This window comes from Acidimicrobiales bacterium (assembly GCA_035531755.1).
GTDB lineage: Bacteria > Actinomycetota > Acidimicrobiia > Acidimicrobiales > UBA8190 > DATKSK01.
The window spans coordinates 70,461-89,729 of record DATKSK010000042.1 but is presented as its reverse complement, the minus strand read 5'-3'; the positions used below and the strand labels follow the sequence as shown (position 1 = coordinate 89,729).

Below are 19,269 nucleotides of genomic sequence, written 5' to 3'. Positions count from 1 at the left end.
CCGTCTTTTCCGACGCATAGCCTCATCAGCCTCGGCGACCGTGCCAACGCGTCGAAGGCCACGTGGGAAGCCCTCGTCGGTTACGAGGTGGCGGCCCCAACGCCGGGTGGGGGCTCGTCGCAGGGCTCCGCCTCCGGCGCGGGAAGATGGCGCAGCCGCTGCACGGTGCGAGTCACGACGACGATGGCGACAACGACGACGAGGACCACGAGCAGGGTACCGACGTTGATCTGGTCGAGGTTGTGGACGTGGATGCCGGTTGCGATTCCCGCTGTCATGACCGAGGGTGCCACCAGCCCGGCGGCACCGGCGGCGAGGAACAGAATGCCACCGCCGAGCAGTGTCCAGCCCGCCCCCTCCTGGGCGACGCGTTGGGCGACGCCCTCGGGCAGGCGCTGGTGGCGGATCAGCGAACCGATGACCGCTCCGGCGAGGACGAGCATGGCGGTGGTGCCGAGCCCGAACGCGGCCCCGGGCACCCAGCCGAGCGCGGCAGAAGGCATGGCCGGGGCCAGGACGGTGGCCATGATCAGCGCGAAGGCGCCGAGCCCCCACCCGGCGACAAAGCCATGGACGGCGGCCATGGCGGGAGTGGGTGCCCGCGCTGCCCACTCCGTGGTGTCGATCTGGCGATGACACCCGCCAAGGGAGGGAGGCCACAGGTGTAAATGCAGCGCGCAGCGCAGGCGCAGCACGTAGAACGCGGCCAGCACCATCACCGCCCCGACGACCACGTAGATCGCCGCGTTCCACGTCGCGTTGCCAGTTATCTTGAGCAGGCCGAGGTAGGCGAGCTCGGAGAGCAGCGCCCGTTGTGCCGTGAACGCCAGCGAGAAAGCGAGCGCCGAACGCATCCCCCGTCGGGCTGAGAACGATCCGAGCGCGTAGGAGAAGGTGATCGGCCACGTGTGCTCGTCAGGGGTGACCCCATGGACCACTCCCAGCAGGAAGGCGGTGAGGACGACCATTCCGAGCGAGAGTCCGTGGTGGGGACTCCACAGGTTCACCACTACCAGCACGTTCACGGTGCCTCCGGGCGCGACCAAGCTTGGTGCGGTCCGATCCTCCCCATCGCGACAGCGCCGAGCGGCTCGTCATCCCCTTGCCTTTTGGGGCCCTGCTCGGAGTCGACACGGCGACGCACATGATCTGCGCGCACGATTCGCAGCTCGTCCAGATCGTTGGCCACCTCCTCGGAGGTGACCAACACGGAGGGATCTTGCGGGCCCCCACAACCGTGAATCAGGTTGGTGGTGTCGTGGCCGACGACGAGAAGGGTGCCTCCGGGGGCCACGGCGCCCTGGGCGTGGCCAGCTCCCGGCGCCGCTCCGCTGCCGGCAGGGCGTTCGTCCACGTCGCGCTGTCCATGAGACCTACTTCGAGGTCCGTGCTGATGTCGAGGACCACCGCGCGCGGATCGGCTCTTGGGCCAACGCCTTGACGTGGAGAATCTGAACGTCGGGCCGTGGCAAGCAGGTCGTACTTCCATCAGGGTGGTCGGCGGACATCATGACCGACCCACGCGGCGCAGCGGTACGTGGAGCAGGGGAGCGACGAAACACACACCTGCCGACCCAGCGGCGAGCGGAACGAGTCCCACGACAACCAATGCCAGCCAGACGCCACCCAGCCAGGCGCCGGCAGCGATCAGGCCTGCGCCTACGAGAATTCTCGCAATCCTCCCGGCCGGCGCCTGCAGCAAGCGAACAAGTCCCATGGCCTGTCTCCCTCATGAATACCCTCGGGGGTATATAGGTGTAACGGCGCGGGGCCCTGGCCCATTCCCGTCCCCATCCACGAGTAGTGACTGACTGTCGTGCCATCACGGAGAGCAGGCGGAACCCGCGTAGCGCATCCGGACCAGCCTCGCCCAGTGACTCCCGGTCGGCCTGTTAGCGATCGAGCCGATCGAGGGGAACCCCGCAACTCACCCCGACACCTTCCATGGCCACTTCGAGAGGCACATCGAGCGCACTGGCGATCGTGGTCGTATAGCGCATGAGGGCCACCGCGGCCACGATCTCCACGATCTCCGCATCGGTCCAGCCCAGCCCCCGTAGCGTGTCGGTCATCTCGTCAGTTACCCCCGCTGGTCGCCGGCCGACGATCCGTGCGAAGTCCACCGCGGCGTTCTCCTTGTCGGTGAGGCGTGGAGATGGCTTGCCCTCGATGATGTCGACGCACTCTTTGCGGCTCCACTTCTTGCCCATCAGATCGAGCATGTGGGCAGCGGTGCAATACTCGCATTCGACCTCGTAGGCGGTGACCGCAAAGAACACCCGCTTCAACTCCTCGCGGATAGTCCCTTCCATCGCCGTGTTCAGGCTCAAGGTCCACAACGCGTCGGTCGTCTCCGGCAGATAGTTCAACGCTTGCTGGAGCCCGGGCACCATCTTGTAGTACGCCTTCACCCGCTCGAAGACCTCATGGCTCCGTCCCTCGGCCTGGTTGGGGTCGATCAGCTTCACGCGCGCCATCACTGTCTCCTCGATTCCTTCGGTTGATCACGATCATGCGTCGCACTTCTCGGGCCGGTCTCCACCGGCCGGCGGAGGTCGGCGCCCCATTCCATCCACGAGGCGTCGTAGAGGGCGGAGTTCTCGTGGCCCATGACGTAGAGGACAAAGAGCGCGAAGGCCGCGTACACCCCGCCACCGCAGTAGGTGATGACGCGGCGCCCGGGTCCCAGTCCGATCGGTTCCCACAGCCGGGCAAGCTCCGTGGCGGGCAACAGGGTCTGGGTGGACGGACTGACATTGGCCGGCGCGGGCACGTTGTAAGCGGTCGGGATATGACCGGCCCGGTGGTTCGGGTACAGGCGGGCCTCCCCTGTGAAGAACACCTCGGGTAACGCGTCGACGATGCAGATGTCGTCATCACCAATGGCTCGCATCACCTGGTCGGCGTCGACCCGCAGCTCGGGACGGACCCGCGCCCGAAATTCCGTTGGCGAGGGCTCGGGTATCTCACTTTCCATCGGGCGCCCTTCCGCCTCCCAGCGGGTGAGGCCGCCGTCGAGCAGCCGCACCTGCTCATGGCCGTAGTAGCGCAGGGCCCACCAGAGCCGCGCCGCCCAGGTTCCGCCTTTGTCGTCATAGACGACGACGGTGCTCTCATTGGCGATCCCGAGGCGGTCCATGAGGGCCTCGAAGCGTCCGGGTGGCACCACGACCACCGGGTCCTCGGGATCGGCGAGGTCGCCCATCACGTCGACGAATACCGCCCCCGGGATGTGAGCCTCGCCGTAGGCGTCCCGTTCGGCGACGGCCACCAGCACCCCCTCCGAGGTGGCCCGCAGGTCGAAGCGGGCATCGACCACCCGGACCGACGGGTCCTCGAGGTGGTCGGCGAGCCACTGCGGCGAGGCCAACGCCTCAGGATGTCGGTAGGTCACGACGGGCATCACCCACCTGGCACCCTCGGGACCGAACCGTGCGATTGGACCAGCGGCTCCGCCCCCATGTTGCCGGCCCGGGGTGGTACCTGGTCATGGTGGAAGCCCATGGGTGCACGCTAATCGCCCACCGATCCAGGCACAGCGTCGCCGTGCGGCCCGCCCGCTGGACATGCTCAGGTTTCGCGGGCGGCCTCTTCCGCTCGTGCTTCCTCGAGCTCCTGGCGGATTCGGGCGACCTCCTCTTCGAGGTCCTCGAGAGACTCCTCGAGGTCTCGCACGCGACCCCGTCGGCGCCTGCCTGCAGGGCCGCGCATTGCCCATGGGGGCGGTCCGTACCCGTACCCGTATCCCTGGCCGTAGCCACCACCTGGGCCGTGTCCATGACCCGAGTGGCACCACGGACCATGACCATGATCACAGCAACAACTCATCACGCACCCTCCGATCCCTCTGCGGGGAGGATCGCCGCAAGCGTACGAGCAGGCCCGGTGCGCTGGCTAGGGTCCAACGTCACCTGATCGCCGTCCTGGCATCGATCGCCCGTAGCACGGGAAACATGGGGCCTACAAGGACGGCATCGTGCAGGTTCGTGTGCCGCTGCCGGCCAGAGGCAGCGCAAGAGCCGACGCGCGCACCATTCGGGTGAGCCGTGCAAAGGCACAGACCTACTTCACTTGGAATGCATTCGTACCAAGAGTGCAATCAAGCAGCGACCACTGGCACGAAATCCCAGTGTGAGCAGTAGGCGATTGAGTGTGCAGCATGCATGCGCAGAAGCCGGGCCACTTCGTCTGCGACACCTTCATCCTTCACCCGGACTGCAATAACGACATGTCCGCGGTGAAGTGCCTCGTCAAGGCATCGCAGATACTCGAAGTCACTGCTCATCGCGAACTGGGTCATGCGAAAGATCCTGCCCCAGAACCCGTGCGCCCACCCACTGCGATCGAGCCGCTTTGAACCCTCTTCGCCACAGAAGACCCAGATGTCCTTACCATCATCGAAGCCCTCGAAACGGAGCGCCTCGACAGCCTCTTCTCCGGCGTCGGGATCATCGAAAACGGCGAAGAGGTGATGTCCATGAGCTCCGACCAACTCGTGAAAGTCGATCGGCGCGTTTGAGCATTCGCGTGCTGAGGTGGACATGACAACCTCCCCGTCCACAATCACGTCTACACCCTCAGTGTCCTCCAAGGCCGTCGGCCAGACCAGGGACCTTCGACCCGTCTGCCAGCAGCACGCATCGGCCTGAACGTCGCGTTCGGGGTCGAAAGGGCCCCACGTGTCTGACAGCGGCAACGAAAGCGAGAACCCGGTAGTCCCCGCCCCGGCTCCCAAGCCGACTCGGCCCAGGTCGAACCAGGACTGGTGGCCGAATCAGCTGGACCTGCAGATTCTGCACCAGCACTCGCCCCAGTCCAATCCGATGGGTGAGGACAACGCGACCCTCGACAAGGCGCGAGTGTTGGCTTGCGCGAGCATCTGACAGGTGCGCGGTACCTCCGGTGATGGGCGGTGTGCCGGAGGAGGCCCTGCGGGCCGGGGCGAGCGTTCTCCCGCTGGACCGTGATTATGGATCGGTCCGGCCGAGGCCAGGACGCTCACCCCCGTCACCCGTGACGGTGACAGCCAACGCCGATCGATGGGCAACGTACAAGAAACGCGAGGTGGCGCATATAGTCCTCGTCGCGAGCGTGCCGAAGGGATGGTGATGGACGAACAGCTCAATGGGTGGGGTCCGGCGCTCGAGGAGATTGCGCGTCGCAAGGCCCAAGCTCGTGCCATGGGGGGCGAGGCCCGTCTGGACCGCCAGCGGCAGCGTGATCGGCTCAATGCTCGCGAGCGTCTGGCCGCGCTGTTCGACACCGGCACCCTCTTCGAGATCGGCAATCTGGTCGGCACCACCCACGAGCCCCCGATTCCCGGCGATGCCCTGGTGGCTGGATTCGGCCGGGTCAACGGGCGCCCGGCGCTGGCCGGCGCCGAGGACGTGACCGTGCTCGGCGGTTCGATCGGCTCCGGCGCGTCGGACAAGCGCTACCGCTTGTGCCAACTCGCCCTACAGGAGCAAGTGCCGCTGGTGATGATGCTCGAAGGTGCCGGCCACCGGGTCACCGACTCGGCGGCCGGTCGCCGACCGGGTGACCTCATGGGCTTCGCTGAATTGTCGGGAAGAGTACCAATGGTGTGCCTGGTGCTGGGCGCCTCGGCCGGTCACGGGGCGCTGACCGCCCCCTTGTGCGACTTTGTGGCCATGACCGCAACAGCGTCGATCTTCGCCGCCGGACCCCCGCTCGTGAAGTCGGCAACAGGGGAGGACGTCAGCAAGGAGGCGCTCGGCGGCCCCCAGGTAGCAGTCGATACCGGGGGTGTGGTGCACAACGTGGTACCCGGCGACGTCGAGGCAATCGGTCTCGCTCGCCGTTACCTCGCCCACTTTCCCCTCAACGCCTGGGAACAACCACCGTCGCGTGATGGTCCGGATATCGGCCAACGCCAGGTCGACATCCTCGAATTGGTCCCACCGGACTCCCGCCGCCCGTATCCCATGAGGCCCGTGCTCGAACTTCTGGTCGACAACGGCGAGCTGCTCGACGTACAACCCAACTTCGGTCGCTCGATCGTGACGGCCCTCGCTCATGTCGGCGGGCGCAGTGTTGCCATTGTGGCAAACGACCCGAGCGTGTTGGCCGGCACGGTCGACAGCGACGCCGCCGACAAGGCCGCCCACTTCCTCGACGTGGCCGGTGCGTTTGGACTGCCGTGCATCTTCTTGGCCGACAATCCGGGCGTGCTGGCCGGCACCAATGCCGAGCGGCAGGGCATCCTTCGTCACGCCGCGAGGATGTTTGCCGTGCAGCACCGGCTGCAGGTACCGAAACTGCACGTCACGATCCGCAAAGCTTTCGGGTTCGGCTCCTCGATCATGGCCATGAACCCCTTTGACGGCCAAACGATCACCTTGGCCTTCCCTTCGATCACGCTCGGTGCTTTCCCGGCCTCGTCGGAAGCCAGCGCCATCGAGGATCCCGAGGAGCGGGCGCGTCTGGCCGCAGGGCAGGCCCAGGCATCAGTGACTGCTGGCTCACGACTCGCCTACGACGACGTCATCGATCCTCGCGAGCTCCGCAATGCCCTCATCGCCGGCCTCGAGCTCGCCGAAGGTCGCAATGCGGTACCCCGTAAACCTCGGCCGATGGGAATCCTGCCCTGAGAGGCGGCGTCTCCCACCGCCCCTTGGCGTGAACTGCGATCGATCGGCAACGTAGGCGTCCAGTCATCGACGATGCAATGTGTGAGGAAGAGATGAATACAGGTAACTCAGAGGATGGTGTGCGCAACTCCGTCGTCGCCGCGGTGCCAAGTTGCTTCGCGTCTGACGTGCTGGAAGGTCAGGTGGCGTTTGTGACCGGGGGTGCCACCGGGATCGGCAGAGAGATCTGCCGGGTCCTCGGTGCCCATGGTGCCCGCATCACCATGGCCAGCCGTACGCGCGAGAACCTCGAAGGTGCCGTCGCCGAGCTCCGGGCGGAGGGTGTCGACGCCACGTTCGGCGTCTGCGACGTCCGAGACGCGCGGGCGGTGCAGGCGGTAGTCGACCAGGTCGTAGCCGACCACGGCCGGCTCGACATCGTGGTCAACGATGCCGCGGGCAACTTCCCCGCGCCAATGTCGAAGATCTCGCCAAACGGCTTCAAAGCAGTGGTCGACATCGACCTGCTCGGGACCTACAACGTGACCCGGGCGGCCTTCGACGCGTGGTTGCGGGACCACGGGGGGAGCATCATCAACATCAGCGCTCCCTTCGAGCAGAGGGGTGTCGTCTACCAGTCGCACGTCGCCGCCGCGAAAGCGGGGGTCGACTCACTCACTCGAACGTGCGCCGTCGAATGGGGTCCATACGGAATACGGGTCAACGCGATCGCGCCTGGTTCGATTAGTGCCACGGAGGGTGTCCGTCGCTTCGCCGAGGCAGTTCCATCAGGGCAGGATCGTCCTCCGAGCCCGCTCGGCATGCACGGCCACGGCTCGGACATTGCCTACCTGGCGCTCTTTCTGTGCAGTCCGGTCGCCCGCTTCGTGTCGGGGCAAGTGATCGCCGTGGACGGCGCCAGTTCGGCCGACCTGCTGAAGATGCGCGCCGGGCAGATCTAGGCCCCTTGAGGATCCACTCCTCAGCGCCCGCGAACCGCTGGCACGACCGGACAGACGCATTTCGGCGACCCACGGTCATGCCCGTGCGGTGGACCACTCAGCTGCGGAGCTCCCGACGAATCCTCATAATCGGCTCGTCACCGGTGGGCCCCTTCTCCCTGCCCTGTCGGGCGCGCACCCGTGGCTTGCCCGGTCCAGCGGCGCCGAGGGCCTCGCGGTGGCATGATCTACCGCTAGCGGGGTATGCGGCGCTGCGGCCGGGTGCCGACATCAGGGGAGGCGAGGGGAACCATGCGGAGCCGTCGTGGATACGCGTCGTGGGTGGTCGGTCTGCTGGTCATCTGCCTGGGTCTGGGATCGGCCCTGGTGGCCGGGGTGTCGGCCGCCGGCGCCTCGGGCGCAGGGGGGCTCCAGGGCAACGGCTCGGTCGACGAGGCGTGGTTGACCGGGGCCGCACCCGGCGACGCCATCACCCTGTTGCAGAACGGCGTCACGGTCTCCAATGCGGCCAACCCGGGCACCGCCGACTCGCTCGGCTCCCTGGTCATCCGGGACCTGGCCCCCGGGACGGGCTATGCGTGGGACGACACCACCTCGGGCAACGAGACCGCGATCTTCTCGGTGCTCGCCCCCGGGGACAACCCGGGGACCGGCTCCGCGCTGTACACGGCTCAGTCGATGCACCAGGGCCTCAACTACATCACCATGCGCGACGGGATCCAGCTCGCCGCCACCGTCCGCTATCCCTACGGCACGACCTGCACCGCCAGTGCGCCGTGCCCCACCGTGATCGAGTACTCGGGGTACGGCACCGCCGGGCCCACCGACCCGATCCCCTACCTTCTGGCCCAGGCCACCGGCACCACGTGCACCGGGTGCGGTGACCCGAACCTCCTGCCCGACTCGTCGACGGAAGTCGGCGGGGTCGTGGCCCGCGTGTCCGGCTTCGCCACCGTGAGCCTGCAGATGCGGGGGACCGGCTGCTCGGGCGGCGCGTACGACCTCTTCGGGTACCCGTCCGACTACGACGCCTATGACGCCGTCGAGATCGTCGCCCATCAGAACTGGGTGGCCAACCACAAGGTCGGCATGGTGGGCATCAGCTACTCGGGCCTGTCGCAGCTCCCGTCCGCGGGCACCGACCCACCGGACCTGGCCGCCATCGCCCCCATGAGCCCGACCGACGATCTCTTCTCGACCGGCTACCCGGGCGGCATCTACAACGAGGGCTTCGCGGCGAGCTGGATCGCGCAGCGGATCAACGACGCCAAGCCGGCCGCCACCCTCGTCGGTGGGCAGCTCGCCCCGTTGGCGTCGACGCCGGTCTCGGGCGTCGGCCAGCCGTGGACCTACTACGAGATCGACGCCGAGCTGACGGCCAGCGGCGGCTCGTCCTCGACCTGCCTCGCCAACCAGGCGCTCCACAACCAGTCCCAGGACCTCGCGGGTCTGGTCGGGCCGCAGATGGTGGCACCCGGCACCGGCCCCGGCCGGGACCCGTCGCTGTTCGACCGTCGGTCCATGAGTACGTGGGCCGCCCACATCACCGTGCCGGTCTTCGTGTCGGGCGCGCTCCAGGACGAGCAGACCGGCCCGCAGTGGCCGGCGCTGCTCGACGCCCTGCCTGCCTCGACGCCGGTGTTCGCCAACATGGTCAACGGCGGTCACATCGACTCGACCGATCCGCAGATCATCAGCCGCTGGCTCGAGTTCCTCGACATCTACGTGGCCCGCAAGGTGCCCACCGCCCCCGGCTTCTTGGCACAGACGGTCCTCGACGACTTCACGAGTTTTGCGTCGGGCACGACGGCCCAGGCGCCGCTGCCGGCCCTCCGGTTCACCAAGGCCAAGACGCTGGCCAAAGCCCAGGCGCAGTTCGCCAAGAAGACCCCGCGGGTGGAGGTCCTGTTCGACAGCGGCGCCGGGTCGGTCGGCGCCGGCGACCCCCAGTCGACCTACTCGGCCGGATTCAAGGCGTGGCCGCCGAAGGGCAAGGCCCTCACCTACTACTTCGGCAGCGGTGGGTCACTGGGCATCAAGGTCCTCAAGACGTCGGGGAGCTCGTCGCTCGTCCTCGACCCCACGGTGCGTCCGCTCACCGACCTGCCTTCGGGCAACGCGTGGGCCGCTGCTCCCCCATGGGACTGGACGACGGTGCCCGCGGTCGACGGCCTGGCGTTCCAGACCACGCCGTTCACCAAGACCACGACCTTCGTGGGCCCCGCCACCGTGGATCTGTGGGTCAAGTCGGCCACGCCGGTCGAGGACTACCAGGTCACCGTCACCGAGGCCCGGCCGTCCGCATCCCAGGAGGAGTACGTCACCTCCGGGTTCCTGCGCAGCTCGAATCAGGTCGATCTCGCCGCCTCGAAGCCGCCACTGTTCACCGATCCGTCGTACCTGGCGAGTGACGCCGGCACGCTGGTGCCGAGCGCGTACAAGCTCGTCAAGATCCCGGTCGACCCGATCGCGCACACGTTCCGGGTCGGGACCGAGCTGCGCATCGTGATCTCGGCGCCCGGCGGCGACCGGCCGTCGTGGGAGTTCGACACGCTCGACAGCGGTCAGTCGGCGACCGTCGGCCTCGGCGGGGTGGCGGCGTCGACGCTGGTGGTCAACCGGGTGAACGGCGTGAAGAACACGGCGACCCTGCCCGCGTGTGGCTCCCTGCGCGGCGAGCCGTGCCGCGCGCTGCAGGCCGAAGGGAACCAGGGTCTTCTGTCGGGCGTGACGAAACGATAGGGTTCGGCACCGTCGCACCGTCGCACCGTCGCACCGTCGCACCGTTGCACGCGGCCCTGAGACGCCGGAGGGTCACCCGCCCGTCGTCGGTGTCTGCCCAAGGCGTCCCCGCCATTCCCCGGGGAATCCTCAGCAGGATCAGGCTGTCTCCCTGCGAATGCCCTCCGGCGGGGCTCGCCGCACCCGACTGCGGCCGAGGGGGGATGCCCCCCGGCCTGCAGATCGGGGAGCAGCGTTCCTCACGGGAGGAGGGGGACCGAGGGTCCGCCTCGCCTACGCGTTCGGTGTGCGCAGCTTGAACTGGGCGCCCGCCGGGTCCGTCACGACGGCCAGGCGGCCGTAGGGAGTGTCCTCGGCGTCCATGACGACCGAGCCCCCGAGCGCCTTGACCTTGGCCACGGCGGCGTCGGTGTCGCCGACCTCCCAGTAGACCGACCAGTGGGCGGGTACACCCTCGGGGAGGAAGCCGGCTGCATCCATGATCCCCGCCAGCTCGCCCTCGCCGCCGGGGTCGCGCATGGTGGAGTACCGGAACTCGTCGCTGTCGCCGACGGTATCGGTGTCCCAGTGGTACACCGAGCGGTAGAAGGAGAGGGCGCCGGCGTAGTCCCTGGTGTGCAACTCGAACCAGCTCGGCGCGCCGTGCTCGTTGAGGACGGTGAAACCCGGGAAGGTGCCGGCTTGCCAGGCGCCGTGGTGGGCGCCCGTCGGGTCGATCAGGATCGCCTGGATGCCGAGGTCGGCGACCGGCATGGCCGGCGAGACCACCTGGGCGCCCTCCGCCTCGGCCGCCTGGAGCGTCTTGGCGATGTCGTCGGTGTCCAGGTAGATCTTCCAGGTGTTGTCAGCCCGCATGTCACCCATGTCGCCCATGCCTCCGGCCGTCGGGGCGCCGTTGCGGGTGAACATGAAGTAACCGCCGAACTCCTCGCTCGGCTCCTGGGCCTCCCAGCCGAAGAGCTCGCTGTAGAACGTGCGGCTTCCCTCGACGTCGGACGTCCACAGATCGACCCAGCACGGCGATCCGATGGGGGCACGGTCACGGACGGGCATGGCTCCTCCTTCGGTCCGGTGGATCATTCACCAGGTTCGACGGCCGCGGGGCACTCGAGTCATCGGTCTCCCCGAGATCTTCGCGCCATCGGGAGTGTGCAGGAGTCCCTGCTGAGGAGGGAGTCCTTGGCGCCCTTCCGGCGTGGCGGGAGCAGCAGGGGCGGGGAACGTTCCTGGAGCCCGAGCACCGCGTCTCGGGGCGGCTCACGGGGTTACGGACGCGGGGCGGCTCACGAGGCGGCTGAGGTGGCGTTCTCACCCTCCGGGTCGGGGATCGGCAGGTTCTCCATGCCGTCGGTGATGGCGTCGCTCGCCGTCGTCCTGATGGTCTCGAACCCGCACCAGCACCGATGGGGACGAGCAAAGGCGGGCTCACCGAGATTGGTGACCGTGTAGAAGAGCTCGCCGGCGGCGAGGGCCTTCAGGACCGAAGCGACGGACCAGGCATCGACGAACCCGGGTTTCGGCGCCGTGCCGATGGCCGTGATGTGCCGGTGGCCCCAGTTCGTCAGGGTCCGAGTGACGCTCACAATCTGAAACGCCTGTGCCATGGCCACGACCTCTCAGAGCCGTACCGTCATCATACGACGGCACCCCACCACAAGACCCCGGATCGTGCCAGTGTTGTGGTGACGGGCCGACGGCCACGCTCGGAGGACGCCCAACCGGTGGACAAATCTCGCGGCGCGAGCGTCGTGCCGGCATGCGACCGCTCGTGGAGACGGTTGGGACGCTGCGGACGTTGTCGCGCCGTTGGGGAGCGGTGAGCATCCCGGCCCCGGCTGCATCGGGCGGCCGACCCGGTTCTGGTCGAGTGGCGCCACGCGCCGGTGTCGCCCGACCGCCTGGTGGCCGTGACGGCGGCCGTTGCCGACCGTGCCGTCTCGGCCCGTACGTGAGCCTCTCGGAGCCCGGGCCGTCCCACCGTGCCATCCCGCCCGTGCCCGGGCTGTACGGCCACGGTCGTCCCGTCGGCCTTTCGGGACCTTGGTCTCTGGGCACCCGGGACGGCCGGGCGTAGGTTGCTCCCATGAGGGTGCACACGCCGATGCAGCGAAGTGACGACGAGGCGATCGGTGGGCAGATCGTCGGCGGCGACGCCCACCGGGTGAAGGCGTTCCCGCGTGACCGGGTGTGTGAGCACGAGGGGTGCTCGACCAGGCTCTCGGTGTACAACCACGGCTCGAGGTGTGCGGCGCACGACCGACTGGGCGCAGCCATGGCGTCGCGCCGCCGCCCCCGGTCGCCGCATCGTCAAGCCGCCTGAGCCGCCTGAGCCCCGGAGCGTCCCCGTTCGGCGGAGGCTCCACCGCCGCCGTCAGGAGGTGACGGCCGTAGGCCGGCGGCGATGTGGGTCTCCACCGGGGAATACAGGGCCGCGGGCGGTCGTTATCCTGGCGACACCGGGCTGCACGGCGGATCGGGAGCGAGTGATGAGCAGTGAGTGGGGCCCCCTCGGGGGGCTGGCCGGAGAGTGGGAGGGTGCGGGCGGCCTCGACACGGCGTTCTCCCATCTCGCCGACAAGGTGCTCGGCACGCCGTATCTCGAGAAGTGCACCATGAAGCCATTCGGTCCGGTCGACAACGGCGTCCAGCATCTGTACGGCCTCGACTACAAGACCGCCATGTGGCGTGGCGACCAGGAGAACCCGTTCCACACCGAGGTGGGCTACTGGCTCTGGGACGAGGCGAGCGGGGAGGTGCTCCGGGGATTCGTCGTGCCGCGGGGCATCACGGTGCTCGCCGGCGGGACCGCCGCCCCGGACGCCACCTCGTTCACCATGAAGGCGGCCCGAGGCGACGCCCGGTTCGCCATCGGCGAGAGTTCGTACCTGGCCGAAAACGCCACGACCCTGAGCTACGAGGTCACCATCACCGTGGGGGCCGACTCGTGGGCCTACGACGAGACCACGATGCTCCGGATGAAGGAGCTCGCGGAGCCCTTCGCGCATACCGACCACAACACCCTGCGCCGCGTCGGATGAGCCCGCACGGACGCCGCCGCGTGCGTCGGGCCGGAATACGTGACGTGGAGCCCTCGGTCGTCGCCAGCGCGTTCGGGTACTTCAATCCTGCGCTCGTCGAGCAGTTGTGGAATGCCGGTCGCGAGGTCGTGGCGCCGCGCGAGGCGGGACGCGCCGACATGGCATGCTCCGCCCAGTTCGGCCGGGCGAGGTTCGCCGACGCCCCCGGGCTCGAGGCGTTCTGTGTCGCGGCCGGCGCCGTCAACGACGCGGCAGACCCCGTCGGCCTCGCCCTGTCCTCGGGGATCCGGGCGGAGCGCCTGGAGGACCCGCCGGCGCGGGCGATGCAGCTCATCACGGTGCTACGCGAGTTCCGGGGAAGCGCCCACCGCGTCGCCGTGCGGGCATCGGGGCTCGATGCGTGTACCGCCCACTTCCTGCGCCGTCCCGGTGACATGGGCATGTTGGGATGGGGCCCCGAGGACACGCCGGTTGTCACCGACGACGAGCGCGTCAAGCTCGACGCCGCCGAGGAGCTCACCGACCGCATGGTCCCTCCGGCATACTCGCTGCTCCACGCACAGGGCGCCGCGGCCCTGCTCGACGGCCTCCAGGCGCTGGAGGCCGTGCTGCAGGTGGGGTGGGGCGCCGGCGTCAGTTGGGTCGTCGCACCTGCGTGATGAGGTCGTTGAACGATGCCTCGCCCATGGTCTCCCACATCTGGCGGGCGGGCGGCGGCATGTGGGTGAGCATCAGGTCGCGCTGCTCCTGCGTGAGGTTCTCCCGGATCAGGCCCAGGACCAGCCAGATCTTGTCGCCCGCAAAGTTGCCCATGGCATGCCCGGGCAACATGCCCCACTCCTCGGCGGTGAGGTGCTGCGCGGCCAGGGGGACGATCTCCGCCTCCTCCTGGTCGAGGTGAGGAGACAGCACGTCGTCGAGCGCCCGCAGCGAGCCCACCACGTCCTGCGCCCGGGCATCCCCGCCGCGCTCCCACGAGCCGATGCTCTCCCTGACCGCTCCGATGAGTCCGAGCACGTCGGCGTGCTGGCCGGCGGCTGCCTCGACCAGTGCCCGCTGGTCGCCCGCCCGCTCGGCGAGCAAGGGGAACACCAGCCGCTCTTCGCCGTCGTGGTGCACCTCCAGGAAAGAGAGAAGGTTGACGTAGTAGTTGACGATGAGGGCGCGGCGCTCGTCGTCACCGGCGGCGCTGCCGACGAAGTCGGGGGCCGACGCCAGGGAAAACCTGAAGACCTTGTGCACCGCGGCCATGTCCGAGGTGTCAGGGCGGGTGGGGATGGACTCGGTCACCTGTCGTGCTCCTTGCTGGCGTGCTGGCGGGCTGGCGGGCTGGCGGGCTGGCGTGCTCGGGCCGGAGGTCGGTTCCGGCACCGAACGCGCGCAGAGTAGCAAAAGCGACCACGGATCGCTCGAACGGAGGATGGCCCACGTGGACCGGTGGGACAGGGGCCGGCTCAGCAGGACCGACGGACGACGAGGGCCTTGGCGAGTGCCCCCCACTCGTAGGCGACGTCGTAGGGAAGGTGTGAAGTCGGGTCGTTGACGGGGACCATAAGGAGGTGGGCGGTCGTGCACCGTTCGAAGAGCATCCGGGCGCGCGTGGCCTGACTCCGTTCGGAGACCACGATGAGCCGGGTCCAATGGCGCCGCGCCGCCAGGTCCGCCACGTACTCCGCCTCACCCCGGGTGTCCAACGGGTCGGCGCGGAAGCAGATCACCTGCACGTGCCGAGCGGAGGTGCGCGGGCAGGGCACCGGACGCGTGCCGCCGAGCGAGATCACCGCGACGGGCGCGAACCCCGACGTGGCCAGCGCGAGCGCCGCGTGGGCGCGGTGTTGCCCGGGGTCCCCGCCGAGAGCCACGACGGCGTCGACGCGCGCCGCGCGGTCCGTCGGCGGCCAGACGAACAATCGCGCCGTCGCCGCCGCGAACAGCACGATCACCACCCCGACGACGGCGAACGCCCGTCCCCGCGCCGTCGACGGGACGACCTTCATGTCCAGCGAACATAGCCGTGGCGGAGTCGCGGGGTCCGTGAGTAGGATCTCGTCAAAGGGGCCGTGCATGGGGGGAAGCAACCAGAGTCGTCGCTGGTCGACGCCGGTGACGGTGGCCGCCGTGGGCGCACTCGTCCTCGGGTCGTGGCTCGTGGTGTCGGCGGCCGCCGCCCCCGCAGCCCCCTCGAAGGCCGCCGCGGTGACACCGACACCGACGACACACGCCACCACGGGGCCGAGCCCCGCCCTCGAGGCGCCGGGCACGGCGGCTGTCGGGTCGACCGCGCCGCCGACGCAATCAGTCGGCTCGGCCCAGGCGCCCGTCGTCCCGAGCTCGGCTCCGGCGACGACCACCGCGCCGGCTGCGCCGTCGACCGTCCCGCAACCTCCGGCCGCGCCTGCGACGGTCGCCCCCACTCCGGCGCCGGTTGCCGCGCCGACACCGCGCGCCATCCGGTCACCGGTCGCCGCGCCGTCACCGAGCGGGTATGGGCCCGTGGCCGCACAACTGATCGCCGCCATCAACCAGAAGTCCGGCGCGCGGGATGCCATCCCCGCGACCGCCGACAACGTCGGCCTGTTGGGGCGGTGGATCGCCAACGAGGGGGGCATGTGGGCCGACAACCCCCTCAACACCTCACTGGGATCGGGCTCCTACCCGCACCAGTTCACGTCGGGCGGTGCGGACACGGGGATCCCGATCTTTCCGAGCCTCGCGGTCGGTCTCGCAGCCACGGCCACGACGCTGCTGTCGAACCCGTCCTACGGTCGGATCCTGCGGTCGCTGCGGTCGGGGTCGTCGCCGTGCCTCACGTTCGCCCGGGCGGTGATCCAGTCGCCGTGGGCGTCGAGCCATTACGGCCATGATCCCAGCCGCTTCTGCTCGGGCGTCGCCCCGGCACGCCGAGGGCGTGGGCACCACCACCCCAGGTAGTCCCGACACCGACCGGCCCGCCGCCGCCGGATCGGGCGATCCACCGCAGGAGGGGCCCGGCACGGGTGGGGCGGTGGTCACGGGCCGACCGCAGACGACCGGACGACGGGCCCCGCTGCGCTGACGGGCGCGCTGCGCCTCGTCGCGCCCCGGTGCTCCGCCCCACGCGGGCGGTAGACCGACCGGAGCCCCCGGTCGCGGCGTGTCGGAGCCCATGGCCTGCATCGTCCGCCCCGCGCCCCGATCGGTAGGACTTTCGTCCTTTCGGAGAAGCGCCCATGGTCCCTATGGACCGCGGCTGGCAGGTGCGACGCTCGTTGTCGGACGGAGAGCGGTCGGTTCGACCACTCGCCTGTCACTCCGTGCGAATGGTCACGCAGGAGGTTCGATGGCCGGGAGGCGTGTGACGCTGGCCACGTGTGCGGTCGTCCTGCTGTTGACAGCAGCAGCCCCGGTCGCGATGGCGGCTCCCCACAAGCCCAAGACGGCGGTCCTGTACGGCGACTCGCTGCTCTGGGAGACGACCAAGGCGCTCATGAAGGACATCAGGAAGGACGTCGGGTGGCGGGTCGTGGTGCGAGCGGTTCCGGCGACAGCCCCCTGCGACTGGCTCCCGCAGTTGCAGCGGGATATTGCGCGTTTCCGTCCCACGCTGGTCGGGCTCGAGTCCGCCGGAGCGTCGTGGACGCGCTGCATGATCGATCCTGCCACCGGTGGGCACTACATCGACACGACGCCGGCGTGGGTCGACAAGTACACCTACGACCTGGATGCCTTCTTCCGCACCGTCACGGGCAGTGGCGTCCGCATGATGTTCATCGCCCCTCCCCCGACTGCCCTATTCACCGCGGTCTCGGACGACCTTGTCGCGATCGCCGACGTCGAGTCGGCGAAGTTCCCCGGAGCGAGCGTGGCGAGGGCACCGGCACTGGCCGTCACGGTCGGCGGGAAATTCACCTGGACGCTCCCGTGCATGGGCGACGAGGGTACGAGGAAGGGCTGCGAGTCCGGTCGGATCGCCGTGCGGAATTCCGATGGGCTCCACTTCTGCCCGCGACCGTGGGGTCGTAACGTGTGCCCGGGCTACTCGTCGGGGGAGATGCGGTTCGCCGCCGGCATCGCCGCCTCCATCGGGACGTCGTAGCGGGATCGCCTGACGTCGTGGACTCGCCGATACCTCACAGGTTGTACGCCGCCTGTGGACGGCCCGCCCGAACTCGCGGGAGGTGAACGGCATGTGACGATCAGGCCGTCGTCACGTGAAACGCGTCATCGGCGTCTCCGGACGCGCCTACGAACGGCTCGCCACGGCCGTGCCGCTCTCGGCGACGTCTAGCGAGTTCTTGCCGGACGAGAAGGATCTGCTGCTCACGGTGAAGGCGGCGTGGAGGGGCACGCGGTCGGGCTCGTGGACTGAGCCGGTACCGCGGCCACCGCGGTGACCTCGCACCACGTTCAACCCGGGTGACGTCGCGCCCTTCACCGTCGCGCGCCCGTCGGGCGCCGTGGCGCTGGACACACTGACCCGGGGGGGTCACCGCCGGCGTCGGTGCCGGAGCTGACGGCATGGCAAACCGTCGCCGAGGCCACCGTGCGCTGAGAGCGGTGCCGAACGCAAGCAGCGGATGTGCCTGGTGTCGACGCCTCGTGGTCGGACGTGCCCACTGAGAGTGATGAGAGTCAAGTCCGGCACCGTGTCGCCCGAGAAATGCGACATGGGATCACGATCAGCTGGAACGGTGGCGGCGAGCCGCCCCACGCGGCGGGTGCACAGGAAGGAGCCGGGCGCTCCGGCCCAGAAGCAAGTGGTGGCTGTGATCGTCGAGCGGGCCGACAAGACGTGTGCGGTCGTCGGCCGGGGATCCGGTGCGAGTTGGCCGTCGTTGCACGAGGCCAAGGAGGCGGTCGCCACGATGGCGGCGGAGGTGGTGTGGCGCGAGACGACATCCGGCGTGTGGGTGGCCCGCGTCGCCTGATCCCGGCCATGGCCGCCCGGGGGGCCTCTCGTCCGGTTGGGACGAAACTTTTCCCCGTTGGGATGAATCCCCAACGTCTTCCTCTTGTTATCCCCAGGCGGGAGCCATCAGAGTGACGTCGTCGGTCATGGTCTGGTCACCGTGGCCGACCGACGGGAAGTCCGAGTACCGGCAACTTCGACCACCCTTCGAGGAAGGGCAAGGGAGGAGTTGTACCAATACGTCATACGGATTGGGCGGGAACGGGTGTTGGTCGCGGTCTCTGCGCCAACCCGGGGGGCTTTCCGTGTGAGGGTGTTGTCGTCCGGCGACCTGGTGGCCCCCCCTTCAGGTCGCCGGGCCGACACCTCTCGGCGCCTCGAGGCGAGTCCTCCCCTCGACGCGACCGTGCCGCCCCGTCCGCCCCGACCGCCCCGACCGCCCGGTCCGACCGAGTCGTTGGCCGTGGCCATGGCCATGGCCGTGGCGAGCGGCGAGCTCGCGGGGACCGCGCCCACCCCCGGGTCCGGCGGGCGGGGCTGCAGATGCGCGCGAGGCTGCTCGCGCCGGGCTCGTCGATCGCCTTCGACGCCCACCACGTCCACGAGTGGTGAACCGAGGTCCCGCACGGCGCTCAGCGTGCATGGCTGCGCTCCACGGCGGATCGGCCGGGTGGAGCCCGACGAGCTCGAGGCCGTCGCGGCAGAGGGCGCCCTCGTGGTCGACATCCGCCCGGCTGCGCAGCGCCATGAGGAAGGCGCGCTGCCCGGTGCCGTCGTGATCGAGCGCAACGTGCTCGAGTGGCAGCTCGACCCGACCGGGGCGCACCGGATCGCGCAGGTGCGTGCGCACGATCAGCCGGTCGTCGTCGTGTGCTCGGCGGGTTACGCCTCGAGCCTGGCGGCCGAATCGCTGGCCGACGTGGGCTTCACGCGGGCCGCTGACCTCGTCGGTGGGTACCAGGCCTGGCGGCAGTGGTCCGAACATCGCTCGGCGGGGACCGCCGAGGAGTCTGCCGGGCCCGGGTCGGGTGCCTGACAGCCAGGGGTGC

At 69.2% G+C, this 19,269-nt stretch carries 18 protein-coding genes; 10 read left to right on the top strand and 8 right to left on the bottom strand.

Annotated elements, in window-relative coordinates; all coding sequences use genetic code 11:
- Positions 1-80 precede the first annotated feature (80 nt).
- The 4 genes from VMV22_09150 to VMV22_09135 all read right to left on the bottom strand — a co-directional run bounded on the left by VMV22_09150 (position 81) and on the right by VMV22_09135 (position 4,567).
- Positions 81-1,046, bottom strand: a complete 966-nt coding sequence (locus tag VMV22_09150) for a sulfite exporter TauE/SafE family protein (GenBank protein HUY22498.1) — start codon at positions 1,044-1,046, stop codon at positions 81-83.
- Positions 1,047-1,892: 846 nt separating this feature from the next.
- A complete protein-coding gene (locus VMV22_09145; GenBank protein HUY22497.1) occupies positions 1,893-2,477 on the bottom strand; it encodes a hypothetical protein in 585 nt (194 codons plus the stop codon).
- A complete protein-coding gene (locus VMV22_09140; GenBank protein ID HUY22496.1) occupies positions 2,477-3,403 on the bottom strand; it encodes a sulfurtransferase in 927 nt (308 codons plus the stop codon). Before VMV22_09140 ends, VMV22_09145 begins: the two co-directional genes overlap by 1 nt.
- A gap of 696 nt (positions 3,404-4,099) precedes the next feature.
- Complete coding sequence (locus VMV22_09135) at positions 4,100-4,567, bottom strand: hypothetical protein (GenBank protein HUY22495.1); 468 nt, start codon at positions 4,565-4,567, stop codon at positions 4,100-4,102.
- A gap of 535 nt (positions 4,568-5,102) precedes the next feature.
- Between VMV22_09135 and VMV22_09130 the strand changes: the two genes are divergently transcribed.
- The 3 genes from VMV22_09130 (at position 5,103) to VMV22_09120 (ending at position 10,294) form a co-directional block, all read left to right on the top strand.
- Positions 5,103-6,611: a carboxyl transferase domain-containing protein gene (locus tag VMV22_09130; protein HUY22494.1), complete on the top strand. Its 1,509-nt coding sequence runs from the start codon at positions 5,103-5,105 to the stop codon at positions 6,609-6,611.
- Between the two features lie 119 nt (positions 6,612-6,730).
- Positions 6,731-7,552: an SDR family oxidoreductase gene (locus VMV22_09125; protein ID HUY22493.1), complete on the top strand. Its 822-nt coding sequence runs from the start codon at positions 6,731-6,733 to the stop codon at positions 7,550-7,552.
- 321 nt (positions 7,553-7,873) lie between these two features.
- Positions 7,874-10,294 (top strand): CocE/NonD family hydrolase, encoded by a 2,421-nt coding sequence (locus VMV22_09120; protein HUY22492.1) that lies wholly within the window; start codon positions 7,874-7,876, stop codon positions 10,292-10,294.
- A 273-nt stretch (positions 10,295-10,567) separates the two neighbouring features.
- Here VMV22_09120 and VMV22_09115 read toward each other — a convergent pair whose 3' ends face one another.
- Positions 10,568-11,347, bottom strand: coding sequence for a VOC family protein (locus tag VMV22_09115; GenBank protein HUY22491.1), 780 nt, complete (start codon positions 11,345-11,347; stop codon positions 10,568-10,570).
- 230 nt (positions 11,348-11,577) lie between these two features.
- Positions 11,578-11,877, bottom strand: a complete 300-nt coding sequence (locus VMV22_09110; protein HUY22490.1) for a hypothetical protein — start codon at positions 11,875-11,877, stop codon at positions 11,578-11,580.
- Positions 11,878-12,377: 500 nt separating this feature from the next.
- Here VMV22_09110 and VMV22_09105 point away from each other — a divergent pair, with 500 nt between their 5' ends.
- The 3 genes from VMV22_09105 to VMV22_09095 all read left to right on the top strand — a co-directional run bounded on the left by VMV22_09105 (position 12,378) and on the right by VMV22_09095 (position 13,991).
- Positions 12,378-12,614, top strand: a complete 237-nt coding sequence (locus VMV22_09105; protein HUY22489.1) for a hypothetical protein — start codon at positions 12,378-12,380, stop codon at positions 12,612-12,614.
- 166 nt (positions 12,615-12,780) lie between these two features.
- On the top strand, positions 12,781-13,332 hold the full coding sequence (locus VMV22_09100; protein HUY22488.1) for a heme-binding beta-barrel domain-containing protein: 552 nt from the start codon (positions 12,781-12,783) through the stop codon (positions 13,330-13,332).
- Positions 13,333-13,376: 44 nt separating this feature from the next.
- Entirely contained in the window at positions 13,377-13,991 is a 615-nt protein-coding gene (locus VMV22_09095) for a hypothetical protein (GenBank protein ID HUY22487.1), read from the top strand.
- Here VMV22_09095 and VMV22_09090 read toward each other — a convergent pair.
- Both VMV22_09090 and VMV22_09085 read right to left on the bottom strand, forming a co-directional pair.
- Positions 13,966-14,622, bottom strand: a complete 657-nt coding sequence (locus tag VMV22_09090; GenBank protein HUY22486.1) for a hemerythrin domain-containing protein — start codon at positions 14,620-14,622, stop codon at positions 13,966-13,968. The two genes, VMV22_09095 and VMV22_09090, sit on opposite strands and share 26 nt — an antisense overlap.
- 164 nt (positions 14,623-14,786) lie before the next feature.
- Positions 14,787-15,329: an ElyC/SanA/YdcF family protein gene (locus VMV22_09085; protein HUY22485.1), complete on the bottom strand. Its 543-nt coding sequence runs from the start codon at positions 15,327-15,329 to the stop codon at positions 14,787-14,789.
- Positions 15,330-15,396: 67 nt separating this feature from the next.
- On the opposite strand from VMV22_09085, the gene VMV22_09080 reads away from it, so the two are divergent.
- From VMV22_09080 to VMV22_09065, 4 genes are all read left to right on the top strand, one after another.
- On the top strand, positions 15,397-16,263 hold the full coding sequence (locus VMV22_09080; GenBank protein HUY22484.1) for a hypothetical protein: 867 nt from the start codon (positions 15,397-15,399) through the stop codon (positions 16,261-16,263).
- A 388-nt stretch (positions 16,264-16,651) separates the two neighbouring features.
- Positions 16,652-17,407 carry a hypothetical protein gene (locus tag VMV22_09075; protein ID HUY22483.1) on the top strand — a complete coding sequence of 252 codons (756 nt, stop codon included), beginning with the start codon at positions 16,652-16,654 and terminating at the stop codon, positions 17,405-17,407.
- Positions 17,408-18,071: 664 nt separating this feature from the next.
- A complete protein-coding gene (locus tag VMV22_09070; GenBank protein HUY22482.1) occupies positions 18,072-18,239 on the top strand; it encodes a hypothetical protein in 168 nt (55 codons plus the stop codon).
- 651 nt (positions 18,240-18,890) lie between these two features.
- The gene (locus VMV22_09065; protein ID HUY22481.1) at positions 18,891-19,256 is read left to right on the top strand and encodes a rhodanese-like domain-containing protein; all 366 of its coding nucleotides are present in this window, start codon (positions 18,891-18,893) and stop codon (positions 19,254-19,256) included.
- Positions 19,257-19,269 lie beyond the last annotated feature (13 nt).